This window comes from Microbacterium sp. (assembly GCF_031178525.1).
In the GTDB taxonomy this organism is placed as follows: domain Bacteria; phylum Actinomycetota; class Actinomycetes; order Actinomycetales; family Microbacteriaceae; genus Microbacterium.
Genome location: NZ_JAPSJA010000004.1, coordinates 29,744 through 41,824 on the forward strand (window position 1 = coordinate 29,744; position 12,081 = coordinate 41,824).

The following is a 12,081-nucleotide window of genomic DNA, read 5'->3' on the forward strand; positions in this document are numbered from 1 at the left end:
GGGAGAGGCGGATGAGCACGCGTGCCGTGCTGAATGACGCCGACATCGCCAGGGCCCTGACTCGGATCGCACACGAGATCCTCGAGTCCAACAAGGGGTCGGACGGACTGATCCTGCTGGGGATCCCGACGCGCGGCGTGACGCTCGCGCAGCGGCTCTCCGCCCTGATCGAGCGCTTCGCGGGTCAGGCCGTGCCGACCGGTTCGCTGGACGTCACGATGTACCGCGACGACCTCGCGAAGCACCCGACCCGCACGCCGCGGCCCACGCAGATCCCCGCGTGCGGCATCGACGGCAAGGTCGTGGTGCTGGTCGACGACGTGCTCTTCTCGGGCCGCAGCATCCGCGCCGCGCTCGACGCCCTGAACGACATCGGTCGTCCCGCGGCAGTGCGCCTCGCGATCCTCGTCGACCGGGGGCACCGCGAGCTGCCGATCCGACCCGACTTCGTCGGCAAGAACCTGCCGTCCTCCCGCACCGAGCGCGTCAACGTGCGCGTGACCGAGGTCGACGGCGGAGCCGACGAGGTCTCGATCGAGGGCGGCGACGCATGAGGCACCTGCTCGACACGCACACGCTGTCGCGTGAGGACGCGATCCGGATCCTCGACATCGCAGAGGACATGGCCGACACGCAGTCGCGCGAGGTCAAGAAGCTGCCAACGCTGCGCGGCAAGACCGTCGTGAACCTGTTCTTCGAGGACTCCACGCGCACGCGCATCTCGTTCGAGGCGGCGGCCAAGCGCCTGTCCGCCGATGTCATCAACTTCGCGGCCAAGGGCTCGAGCGTCTCCAAGGGCGAGAGCCTGCAGGACACCGCCCAGACGCTGCAGGCGATGGGCGCGGACGCTGTCGTGATCCGACACGGTGCGTCCGGCGCGCCACGCACGCTCGCGACGAGCGGATGGATCGACGCGGGCGTCGTGAACGCCGGCGACGGCACGCACGAGCACCCCACGCAGGCGCTGCTCGACGCTTTCACGATGCGCAAGCGCCGCGACGGCGCGGACAGCCGCGGCAGAGATCTCGCGGGCTACCGCGTCGCGATCGTGGGAGACATCCTGCACTCGCGGGTCGCGCGTTCGAACGTGTGGCTGCTGCACACGCTGGGCGCGGATGTCACGCTCGTGGCGCCGCCGACGCTGCTGCCGCAGGACATCTCGAACTGGCCCGTGACCGTGCGCTACGACCTCGACGAGGCGATCGCGGCGCAGCCGGACGCGCTCATGATGCTGCGCATCCAGCTCGAACGCATGAATGCGGCATATTTCCCCTCTGAGCGGGAGTATTCCCGCCGCTGGGGGCTCGACGCACGGCGCTTGGACAGCCTGCCAGCCGGTAGCATTGTGATGCACCCCGGGCCGATGAACCGGGGCCTGGAGATCTCCGCAGAAGCCGCCGACTCGCCGCGTTCGACGGTGCTCGAGCAGGTCAAGGCGGGTGTCTCCGTGCGGATGGCGGTGCTCTACCTGCTGCTGGCGGGGGAGCGGACGGACGCGAAGACCCAGAGTGAGGAGGAACGATGAGCAGTGTCCTTCTCATCACCGGAGCATCGATCGAGGGCGGCGACCGCGCCGATCTGCTGATCGAGGACGGCCGCATCACGGAGGTCGGATCCGGCCTCTCACGCAACGGCGCCACGCGCATCGACGCGGACGGACTCGTCGCTCTGCCGGGCCTCGTCGACCTGCACACGCACCTGCGCGAGCCGGGCTACGAGGCGAGCGAGACGATCCTCACCGGAACCCGCGCGGCGGCGGCCGGCGGGTTCACGGCCGTGTTCGCGATGCCGAACACCTCCCCGGTCGCCGACACGGCCGGCGTCGTCGAGCAGGAGCTCGCGCTGGGCGAGGCGGCAGGCTACGCGACCGTGCAGCCGATCGGCGCCGTCACCGTGGGTCAGAAGGGCGAGCGCCTCGCCGAGCTCGGGGCGATGGCCGACTCGCGCGCCCGCGTCCGCGTGTTCAGCGACGACGGCTTCTGCGTGTGGGATCCGCTGATCATGCGCCGGGCGCTCGAGTACGTGAAGGCCTTCGACGGGGTCGTGGCGCAGCATGCGCAGGATCCGCGCCTCACCGAGGGCGCCCAGATGAACGAGGGCGTCGTGTCGGCCGAGCTCGGCCTCGCGGGCTGGCCCGCCGTCGCGGAGGAGTCGATCATCGCGCGCGACGTGCTGCTCGCAGAGCACGTGGGCTCGCGCCTGCACGTCTGTCACCTCTCCACGGCCGGGTCCGTCGACATCATCCGATGGGCGAAGAAGCGCGGCATCGACGTCACCGCCGAGGTCACGCCGCACCACCTGCTGCTGACGGACGAGCTCGTGCGCGACTACGACGCGCGCTTCAAGGTGAACCCGCCGCTGCGCACGGCCGAGGACGTTCAGGCGGTGCGCGAGGGGCTGGCCGACGGCACGATCGACATCGTCGCGACGGATCACGCCCCGCACCCCGCCGAGGCGAAGGCCTGCGAGTGGCAGGCTGCGGCCAACGGCATGGTCGGGCTCGAGAGCGCGCTGCGCGTCGTGCACCAGGCGATGGTCTCCACGGGCCTGCTGGATTGGGCGGGTGTGGCGCGTGTGCTGTCGAAGGCACCCGCGCGGATCGGGCGCCTGGCCGGCCACGGCACGCCGCTCGCGGCGGGGCAGCCCGCCGAGCTCGCGCTCTACGATCCCGCGACCGGGGGAGCGTTCGGCACGTCCGACCTGCGCGGGCGCAGCCTCAACTCGCCGTACGTCGGGCGCGAGCTGCCCGGTCGGGTGATGTGGACGATCCACCGCGGTTACCCGACCCTCGCCGGCGGCGAGGTCGTCGATCCCGAGACGGTGCGTGCGAGCGAGCGGAGCACGTCGGCATGAGCCACGAAGCCGCCTCGCTGATCTTCGTCGCGATCGCCGTCATCGCCCTCGCGCTCATGGTGTGGGGATGGCGACGACGAGCCAGGCGCGACGCCCGCGTCACCGCTCCGGTCGCCGAGCGCCGCGGTGCGGTGCGCGCCACCTTCACGGGCCTCTACGTCGCGACCACGCGTCACGACGAGCCGCTCGACCGCCTGAACGTGAAGCACCTCGCCTTCCGCTCGCGCGTGACGGTGACCGTGACCGACGCCGGCGTCGCGCTCGACATGCCCGGCGAGCCCACCGTCTTCCTCGACGCGCCGCGCCTGCGGGACGCGGGTCGCGCGACGTGGACGATCGACCGCGTCGTCGAATACGACGGCCTCGTGCTGCTGGCCTGGACGGCCGACGACGGCACGATCTGCGACAGCTATGTGCGGCTGCAGAATGCGGACCCGGACGCCCTGGTGTCCGAGGTCCAGCGCCTCCGCACGGATTCCGACTCCGACTCCACCCAGATGGGAGCACAGCGATGACATCGCTCCTCGACCGCCAGCCGGCCGTGCTCGTCCTCGAGGACGGCACGCGCTACCCCGGGCACGCCTACGGCGCGCGCGGCACGACCCTCGGCGAGGTCGTCTTCACGACCGGCATGACCGGCTATCAGGAGACCCTGACCGACCCGTCCTACGCCGGTCAGATCGTCCTGCAGACCGCGCCGCACATCGGCAACACGGGCGTCAACACGGAAGACCCCGAGTCGCGCCGCGTCTGGGTCGCCGGCTACATCGTGCGGGACCCCTCGCGCGTCGTCTCGAGCTGGCGCGCCGAGGAGTCGCTCGACGACGCGCTCGAGCGCGACGGCATCGTCGGCATCAGCGGGATCGACACCCGCGCGATCACGCGGCACATCCGCTCGGCGGGCAGCATGCGCGGCGGCATCTTCTCGGGCGACGCGGCGCAGATCGCGGACGACGAGCAGCTGCGACTCGTGACCGAGGCCCCGCAGATGTCCGGACAGAACCTGTCGGATCAGGTGTCGGTCGAGGTCGCCGCGGTCACCCCCGCCGTGGGCGAGAAGATCGGCAACCTGGCGGTCATCGACCTCGGCATCAAGCAGGCGACCGTCGACAATCTCGCGCGCCGCGGCTTCGAGGTGCACGTGCTGCCGCAGAGCGTGACGAAGGAGCAGCTGCTCGCGATCGACCCGGTCGCGGCGTTCTACTCCAACGGCCCTGGCGACCCCGCGGCCTCGGAGGACCACGTGCAGCTGCTGCGCGGCATCCTGGACGAGCAGCTGCCGTTCTTCGGCATCTGCTTCGGCAACCAGCTGCTCGGCCGCGCGCTCGGCCTGGGCACCTACAAGCTGCCGTTCGGTCACCGCGGCATCAACCAGCCCGTGAAGGACAAGGTCACGGGCCGCGTCGAGATCACGGCGCACAACCACGGCTTCGCGGTCGACGCGCCGCTCGTGGGCGCGTTCGACAGCCCCGCCGGCTACGGCCGCGTCGAGGTCAGCCACGTGGGCCTCAACGACGACGTCGTGGAGGGCCTGCGCGCGCTCGACATCCCCGCCTTCTCGGTGCAGTACCACCCGGAGGCCGCCGGCGGTCCCAACGACGCCAACTACCTGTTCGACCGCTTCCGCGACATGGTCGTGGAGCACCTTGCCAGCAAGCACGCCAAGAAGGACGCGAATGCCTAAGCGCGACGACATCCAGTCCGTTCTCGTCATCGGATCGGGTCCGATCGTCATCGGTCAGGCCGTCGAGTTCGACTACTCCGGCACCCAGGCGTGCCGGGTGCTGCGAGAGGAGGGCGTCCGCGTCATCCTGGTGAACTCGAACCCGGCCACGATCATGACCGATCCGGAGTTCGCCGACGCGACGTACATCGAGCCCATCACCCCCGAGGTGATCGAGTCGATCATCGCGAAGGAGAAGCCCGACGCGATCCTGCCGACCCTCGGCGGTCAGACCGCGCTGAACGCGGCCATGGCGCTGCACGAGCGCGGCATCCTCGAGAAGTACGACGTCGAGCTCATCGGCGCGAAGGTGGACGCGATCCGCAAGGGCGAGGACCGTCAGGTCTTCAAGGAGCTCGTGATCGAGGCGGGCGCCGAGGTCGCGCGCAGCGTGATCGCGCACACCATGGACGAGGTGCTCGCAGGCGCCGAGGAGCTCGGCTATCCGCTCGTGGTGCGTCCCTCGTTCACGATGGGCGGCCTGGGATCGGGCTTCGCCTACGACGAGACCGACCTGCGTCGCATCGCCGGTGCTGGCCTGCGCGAGTCGACCACGACCGAGGTGCTCCTCGAGGAGTCGATCCTCGGCTGGAAGGAGTACGAGCTCGAGCTGATGCGCGACACGGCCGACAACACGGTGGTCGTGTGCTCGATCGAGAACGTCGACCCCGTCGGCGTGCACACGGGTGACTCGATCACCGTGGCGCCGGCGCTCACGCTCACGGACCGCGAGTACCAGAAGCTCCGCGACATCGGCATCGACATCATCCGCGCCGTGGGTGTGGACACCGGCGGCTGCAACATCCAGTTCGCAGTCAACCCCGAGAACGGCCGCATCATCGTGATCGAGATGAACCCGCGCGTGTCGCGTTCGTCGGCGCTCGCGTCCAAGGCGACGGGCTTCCCGATCGCCAAGCTCGCCGCCAAGCTCGCGCTGGGGTACCACCTCGACGAGGTGCCGAACGACATCACCAAGGTCACGCCCGCGTCGTTCGAGCCCACGCTCGACTACGTGGTCGTGAAGGTGCCGCGCTTCGCGTTCGAGAAGTTCCCGGCCGCCGACCCGACCCTCACCACGACCATGAAGTCGGTCGGCGAGGCCATGGCGATCGGCCGCAACTACGCGACCGCGCTGCAGAAGGCCCTGCGCTCGGTCGAGAAGCGCGGCTCGAGCTTCCACTGGGGCGACGAGCCGCGGTCGACCGAGGAGCTGCTGCTCGAGGCCCGCACGCCCACCGACGGCCGCCTCGTGCTCGTGCAGCAGGCGCTGCGCAAGGGCGCGACGGTCGCGGAGGCATTCGAGGCGACGGCGATCGACCCGTGGTTCCTCGACCAGATCGTCCTGATCAACGAGGTGGCCGACGTCGTCGCGACCGCCGCCGAGCTGGACGCGTCGGTCCTGCGGCTGGCGAAGGAGCACGGCTTCTCGGATGCGCAGATCGCACAGCTGCGCGGCATCGCCGAGACCGAGGCTCGCGAGGTCCGTCACGGCCTGGGGCTGCGTCCCGTGTACAAGACTGTCGACACCTGCGCGGGCGAGTTCCCCGCGCTCACGCCGTACCACTACTCGAGCTACGACTTCGAGACCGAGGTGACGCCGTCCGACCGCCGGAAGGTCGTGATCATCGGCTCCGGCCCCAACCGCATCGGCCAGGGCGTGGAGTTCGACTACTCGTGCGTGCACGCGTCGTTCGCGCTGTCCGCCGCGGGCTACGAGACCGTCATGGTCAACTGCAACCCCGAGACGGTGTCGACCGACTACGACACCTCCGACCGCCTCTACTTCGAGCCGCTCACGCTCGAGGACGTGCTCGAGGTGCTGCACGCCGAGTCGCTCTCGGGCGAGATCCACGGCGTGGTCTGCCAGCTCGGCGGGCAGACGCCGCTCGGTCTCGCGAAGGGCATCGAGGAGGCCGGCTACCGGATCCTCGGCACGAGCCCCGCCGCGATCGACCTCGCGGAGGACCGCAAGCTGTTCGGCGAGATCCTCGAGCGCGGCGGCCTCGTGGCGCCCCGCAACGGCACCGCGACCGACGAGGCAGAGGCCGTCCGGATCGCGGAGGAGATCGGCTACCCCGTGCTCGTGCGCCCGAGCTTCGTGCTCGGCGGCCGCGGCATGGAGATCGTCTACGACACCCCGAGCCTGCGCGACTACTTCGCGCGGATCGCGGAGCACGCGATCATCGGCGAGGGCGCGCCGCTGCTCGTGGACCGCTTCCTCGACGACGCCGTGGAGATCGACGTCGACGCGCTGTACGACGGCCACGAGCTGTACATCGGCGGCATCATGGAGCACCTCGAGGAGGCCGGCATCCACTCCGGCGACTCGAGCTGCGCGCTGCCGCCCATGTCGCTCGGCCGCACGGAGATCGACCGCGTGCGCGAGGCGACCCTGGCGATCGCCCAGGGGGTGGGCGTGCGCGGACTGCTCAACGTGCAGTTCGCCATCAGCGCCGGTGTGCTGTACGTGATCGAGGCGAACCCGCGCGCGAGCCGCACGGTCCCGTTCGTGTCGAAGGCGCTCGGCATCCCGCTGGCCAAGGCCGCATCGCGCATCATGGCGGGCGAGACGATCGACGCCCTGCGCTCCGAGGGGCTGCTGCCGCAGGTGGACGGATCGCGCGTCCCGCTCGATTCGCCGGTGTCGGTCAAGGAGGCGGTGCTGCCGTTCAAGCGGTTCCGCACGCGCGAGGGGGAGATCGTGGACTCGGTCCTCGGCCCCGAGATGCGCTCCACCGGCGAGGTCATGGGCATCGACCGCGACTTCCCGACCGCGTTCGCCAAGAGCCAGTCCGCGGCGTACGGCGGCATCCCGCTCAGCGGCACGGTGTTCATCTCGGTGGCCGACGCCGACAAGCGCGACGTGCTGCTCCCCGCGCATCGCCTGCAGCAGCTCGGGTTCTCGATCCTCGCGACCGAGGGCACGGCCGAGATCCTGCTGCGCAACGGCATCCGGGCCGAGGTCGTGGGCAAGTACAGCGCGACCCAGGCCTCGGGCGAGGAGAACATCGTCGACCTGATCAACGCCGGTCGCGTCGACATGATCGTCAACACCCCGAGCGGAATGTCCGCGCGCGCGGACGGCTACGAGATCCGCGCGGCGGCGGTGGGCGGCGACAAGGCGCTGTTCACCACGATCGCCACGCTCGGCGCGGCCGTGAGCGCGATGGACACGATGGCGGACGGCTTCCGCGTCAAGAGCCTGCAGGAGTACGCGACCGAGCGCGCACAGCGCAGCGCTGTCGCGGTGGGGGCTCGATGACCTCATCCGGCACCGCGACGCGGGCCTCGTTCGGTGAACGGGCCCGCGTCGCCATCGCGCGGCGCGGGCACCTGTGCGTCGGCATCGACCCGCACGAGCCGCTGCTCGCGGCGTGGGGTCTGCCGACGGATGCGGCCGGCGTGCGCGAGTTCGGATTGCGCGTCGTGGAGGCCGCTGCCGGACGCGCGGGCTTCGTCAAGCCGCAGGTGTCGTTCTTCGAGCGTCACGGATCGGCGGGGCTCGCGGCACTCGAGGACGTCCTCGCGGCCGCGCGCGCCGCCGACGTGCTGACGATCGCGGACGCCAAGCGGGGCGACATCGGCTCGACGATGGACGCGTACGCCGCGGCCTGGCTCACACCCGGTGCCCCGCTCGAGGCGGATGCGCTGACGGTGAGCCCGTACCTGGGCGTCGGCGCGCTGTCGGGCACGTTCGATCACGCGATCGCTCACGGCAAGGGCGCGTTCGTGCTGGCGGCGACGAGCAACCCCGAGGCGACGACGCTGCAGCGTGCGACCACTGCCCAGGCGCGCACCGTCTCGGCTGCCGTGATCGCCGAGGTCTCCGACCGCAACGCCGCTGCGGTGCGCGACGGCGAGTGGGGAAGCCTGGGGTTCGTGATCGGCGCGACGGTCGACTGGGCGGAGGCGGGGCTCGAGGCGTTCGCGCCGCCGGCTCCGATCCTCGCGCCGGGCTTCGGGCATCAGGGGGCCCGCGCCGAGCAGCTGCGTGCCGTGTACGGTGCGATGGCGCCCGCTGTCGTGGCGAGCGAGAGCCGCAGCATCCTGTCCGCCGGGCCCGACGGCATCGCCGACGCGATCGCCGCCGCGGCGGCGGCCTATCCGTCCGTCACCGAGGAGGGGGCGCATGTCTGACACCGCGGAGAACCACGCGCGCGGCAGCGCGACGCGGCCCCCGGAGGTCGACCGCGCTGCCGCATCGCGCCGTGCCGTGGCGGCGCGGCGCGCGCGGGCGTCGCTCAAGCGCGACCTCAGCACGCGGGTCGTGACGCCGCAGGAGGTGCTGCGGCGCGCGGTCGCCGATCCGTCGTCGCCCGCGGGCACCCTGCGCGTTCCCGACTTCCTGACGTCGCTGCCCGCGATCGGCGAGGGCAAGCGCGACCGCATCCTCGCGGAGCTCGGGATCTCGCCCGTCAAACGCCTCGGCGGCCTCGGCACGCGCCAGCGCACCGCGCTGCAGGCGTGGCTCGATCGACGCATGCCGGAGCCCCGGCCGCGCCCGGGCCGCAGCCGGCTGCTCGTGCTCGCCGGGCCCACCGCGGTCGGCAAGGGCACGGTGTCCGCCCGCATCCGCGAGGAGCACCCGGAGATCCTGGTGTCGGTCTCGGCGACCACGCGTCCGCCGCGACCGGGCGAGATCGACGGCGTGCACTACTACTTCGTGGACGATGCCGAGTTCGACCGGATGATCGCGGAGGGCGAGCTGCTCGAGTACGCCGTCGTGCACAACCGGCATCGCTACGGCACGCCCCGCGGGCCGATCGAGGCCGCGCTGCTCGACGGCCGCACGGTGCTGCTCGAGATCGATCTGCAGGGCGCCCGCCAGGTGCGTGCGGCGGATCCGCGGGCTTCGCTCGTGTTCCTGCTTCCGCCGAGCTGGGACGAGCTCGTGCACCGGCTCGTCGGCCGCGGCACCGAGGACGACGAGGAGCGGGCCCGTCGCCTGCGCACCGCGCGCGTGGAGCTCGCGGCGCAGAACGAGTTCGACTTCCACATCGTGAACGAGGACGTCGCCACCGCTGCGCGGCAGGTCGTAGAATTGTCAGATGCTTCCGCGCGCTCTTAGCGCGCGACCGACAGGAGGATCCACGTGACCACGGAGAACAAGGGCATCATCGACCCGCCCATCGACGAGCTGCTCGACAAGGTCGACTCGAAGTACCAGCTGGTCATCTACGGCGCCAAGCGCGCGCGCCAGATCAACGACTACTACACGGACCTCCACGAGGGGAACCTGTTCGACAACGTCGGCCCCCTCGTCGACTCCTCCGTCGAGGACAAGCCGCTCACGATCGCGCTGCACGAGATCCACCAGGACAAGCTGCGCCTGCGTCACGCAGAGTAAGCGTCTCGCACGATGTCGGTGGTCGCCCCCATCATGGGTGGCGACCACCTTCTCGTCTGAGCCCGATCGTCGACCAGGAGCAGCATGAGCCTTCGCCTTTTCACGTCCGAGTCGGTCACCGAGGGACACCCCGACAAGATCTGCGACCAGATCTCCGACAGCATCCTCGACGGCCTCCTCGCGAGCGATGCCGAGAGCCGCGTGGCGGTCGAGACCCTCGTCACGACCGGCCTGGTGCACGTCGCCGGTGAGATCCGCACGGATGCGTACGTCGAGATCCCGGCGATCGTGCGCGGTGTCATCAACCGCATCGGCTACACGTCGAGCGACATGGGCTTCGACGGCGACTCGTGCGGCGTGAGCGTGTCGGTGGGCGAGCAGTCCGGCGACATCGCGGCCGGCGTCGACACCGCGCTCGAGACGCGCGAGGGCTCGTCCGACCACTACGACGAGCTGGGCGCGGGCGACCAGGGCATCATGTTCGGCTTCGCTGCCAACGAGACCCCCCAGCTGATGCCCATGGCGGCGTGGACCGCCCACCGGCTCGCCGAGCGACTGACCGAGGTGCGTCGCAACGGCGAGATGCCGTTCCTGCGCCCCGACGGCAAGACCCAGGTCACGCTCGGCTACGAGGGCTTCACGCCGAAGACGGTCGACGCGGTCGTCGTCTCGACGCAGCACCACCCCAAGATGACGCAGGAGGAGATCCGCGCCGAGGTGGAGGCGCGCGTGATCCGCCCCGTGCTCGAGCAGACCGGCCTCGAGGCCGACGGCGTCAAGCTCTACATCAACCCCGCCGGGCCCTTCGTGACGGGTGGCCCCAAGGGTGACGCGGGCCTCACGGGCCGCAAGATCATCATCGACACCTACGGCGGCGCCGCCCGCCATGGCGGCGGCGCCTTCAGCGGTAAGGACCCGTCGAAGGTCGACCGCTCGGCCGCGTACGCCATGCGGTGGGTCGCGAAGAACGCCGTCGCGGCCGGTCTCGCCGACCGCCTCGAGGTGCAGGTCGCATACGCGATCGGCAAGGCGAACCCCGTCGGTCTCTACGTCGAATCGTTCGGCACGGGCGTCGTCTCCGACGACGTGATCGTCGACGCCATCCGCTCGGTGTTCGATCTGCGCCCGGCGGCGATCATCGAGCAGCTCGAGCTCAAGCGACCGATCTACGCCCAGACCGCCGCGTACGGGCACTTCGGTCGCGAGCTGCCCGACTTCACGTGGGAGCAGACCACGCGCGTCGACGACCTGCGACGCGCCGCGGGTCTCTGACCCACCCGGATCCCGAGGGAGCCGTGGTGTCGCGCCGTATCGCGCGCGTGCTGATCGACTCGCCGCTGCCGCAGCTCGACAGGCTGTTCGACTACGTCATCCCCGCCGACCTCGACCGGGACGCCGTGCCGGGCGTCCGGATCAAGGCCCCCCTGCGCACCGCCGGACGCGTCGTGGAGGGCTACATCGTCGAACTGGCCGACGAGGCCGACGGCGATCGCCCGCTGTCCGAGCTGGAGTCGGTCGTATCGGCGGCCGAGGTGCTGCCACAGCGCCTCTACATGCTCGCGCGCAGGGTGGCGGACCGGGCCGCGGGGTCGGCGATCGACATCCTGCGCCTGGCGATCCCGAAGCGGCAGGTGCGGGTCGAGAAGCAGTGGCTCGCGGGGGAGAGGCGGCCCGCTCCGGCCGTCACCGACGAGGCGGTCACCACGGCGCATGCCGTGCTGAATGCGTTCCCCGGTCTCGCAGACCGAATCGCGGCAGGCGGGCGGATCGCGGTCGACGCGCCCGCGCGGCTGGAGGGGTCCCGCCCGGCGTGGACGGCCCTGCTGGCGGCGGCGGCCACGGTGGTCCTGGCAGGCGGGCGCTCCGCGGTGCTCGCCGTGCCGGATCACCGCGACCTCGATCTGCTGCACGCGGCGCTGGTCGAGGTGCTGCCGGGCGAGGCGATCGTGCGCCACGACGCCCAGCAGACCGGGCCCGAGCGGTACCGGGGGTTCCTCCGGACCCTCGAGGACGCTCCCTGCGTCGTGATCGGCAACCGCTCCGCCGTGTACTCGCCGGTGAGCCGCCCGGGGCTCATCGCGATGTGGGACGACGGCGACCCGCTCTTCGAGGAGCCGCTCGCCCCCTACGTGCACGCACGCGACGCCGCGCTCGTCCG

General features: G+C 71.1%; 10 protein-coding genes and 1 pseudogene. All 11 read left to right on the forward strand.

Features of this window, described 5'->3' with window-relative positions; all coding sequences use genetic code 11:
- The first annotated feature begins 11 nt into the window (after nt 1-11).
- Nucleotides 12-554 (forward strand): bifunctional pyr operon transcriptional regulator/uracil phosphoribosyltransferase PyrR, encoded by a 543-nt coding sequence (gene pyrR, locus RIF89_RS00840; RefSeq protein ID WP_309067295.1) that lies wholly within the window; start codon nt 12-14, stop codon nt 552-554.
- On the forward strand, nt 551-1,525 hold the full coding sequence (locus RIF89_RS00845) for an aspartate carbamoyltransferase catalytic subunit (RefSeq protein WP_309067296.1): 975 nt from the start codon (nt 551-553) through the stop codon (nt 1,523-1,525). Before pyrR ends, RIF89_RS00845 begins: the two co-directional genes overlap by 4 nt.
- A complete protein-coding gene (locus RIF89_RS00850; RefSeq protein ID WP_309067297.1) occupies nt 1,522-2,853 on the forward strand; it encodes a dihydroorotase in 1,332 nt (443 codons plus the stop codon). The genes RIF89_RS00845 and RIF89_RS00850 overlap by 4 nt, the downstream gene beginning before the upstream one ends.
- Complete coding sequence (locus RIF89_RS00855; protein WP_309067298.1) at nt 2,850-3,368, forward strand: hypothetical protein; 519 nt, start codon at nt 2,850-2,852, stop codon at nt 3,366-3,368. The genes RIF89_RS00850 and RIF89_RS00855 overlap by 4 nt, the downstream gene beginning before the upstream one ends.
- Nucleotides 3,365-4,537 (forward strand): glutamine-hydrolyzing carbamoyl-phosphate synthase small subunit, encoded by a 1,173-nt coding sequence (gene carA, locus RIF89_RS00860; protein ID WP_309067299.1) that lies wholly within the window; start codon nt 3,365-3,367, stop codon nt 4,535-4,537. The genes RIF89_RS00855 and carA overlap by 4 nt, the downstream gene beginning before the upstream one ends.
- Nucleotides 4,530-7,838 carry a carbamoyl-phosphate synthase large subunit gene (carB, locus tag RIF89_RS00865; RefSeq protein ID WP_309067300.1) on the forward strand — a complete coding sequence of 1,103 codons (3,309 nt, stop codon included), beginning with the start codon at nt 4,530-4,532 and terminating at the stop codon, nt 7,836-7,838. Before carA ends, carB begins: the two co-directional genes overlap by 8 nt.
- Entirely contained in the window at nt 7,835-8,713 is an 879-nt protein-coding gene (gene pyrF / locus RIF89_RS00870; protein WP_309067301.1) for an orotidine-5'-phosphate decarboxylase, read from the forward strand. Before carB ends, pyrF begins: the two co-directional genes overlap by 4 nt.
- A complete protein-coding gene (gmk, locus tag RIF89_RS00875; RefSeq protein WP_309067302.1) occupies nt 8,706-9,644 on the forward strand; it encodes a guanylate kinase in 939 nt (312 codons plus the stop codon). Before pyrF ends, gmk begins: the two co-directional genes overlap by 8 nt.
- A gap of 24 nt (nt 9,645-9,668) precedes the next feature.
- The gene (gene rpoZ / locus RIF89_RS00880; protein WP_055988299.1) at nt 9,669-9,923 is read left to right on the forward strand and encodes a DNA-directed RNA polymerase subunit omega; all 255 of its coding nucleotides are present in this window, start codon (nt 9,669-9,671) and stop codon (nt 9,921-9,923) included.
- An 84-nt stretch (nt 9,924-10,007) separates the two neighbouring features.
- Nucleotides 10,008-11,195 (forward strand): methionine adenosyltransferase, encoded by a 1,188-nt coding sequence (gene metK / locus RIF89_RS00885; RefSeq protein ID WP_309067303.1) that lies wholly within the window; start codon nt 10,008-10,010, stop codon nt 11,193-11,195.
- 26 nt (nt 11,196-11,221) lie between these two features.
- Nucleotides 11,222-12,081 (forward strand): annotated as a pseudogene (locus tag RIF89_RS00890) (primosomal protein N'); the annotation flags it as partial.

Coding starts and splice junctions, on each gene's coding strand:
- pyrR (WP_309067295.1), top strand. CDS start 12: ATGAGCACGCGTGCCGTGCTGAATGACGCCGACATCGCCAGGGCCCTG.
- RIF89_RS00845 (WP_309067296.1), top strand. CDS start 551: ATGAGGCACCTGCTCGACACGCACACGCTGTCGCGTGAGGACGCGATC.
- RIF89_RS00850 (WP_309067297.1), top strand. CDS start 1,522: ATGAGCAGTGTCCTTCTCATCACCGGAGCATCGATCGAGGGCGGCGAC.
- RIF89_RS00855 (WP_309067298.1), top strand. CDS start 2,850: ATGAGCCACGAAGCCGCCTCGCTGATCTTCGTCGCGATCGCCGTCATC.
- carA (WP_309067299.1), top strand. CDS start 3,365: ATGACATCGCTCCTCGACCGCCAGCCGGCCGTGCTCGTCCTCGAGGAC.
- carB (WP_309067300.1), top strand. CDS start 4,530: ATGCCTAAGCGCGACGACATCCAGTCCGTTCTCGTCATCGGATCGGGT.
- pyrF (WP_309067301.1), top strand. CDS start 7,835: ATGACCTCATCCGGCACCGCGACGCGGGCCTCGTTCGGTGAACGGGCC.
- gmk (WP_309067302.1), top strand. CDS start 8,706: ATGTCTGACACCGCGGAGAACCACGCGCGCGGCAGCGCGACGCGGCCC.
- metK (WP_309067303.1), top strand. CDS start 10,008: ATGAGCCTTCGCCTTTTCACGTCCGAGTCGGTCACCGAGGGACACCCC.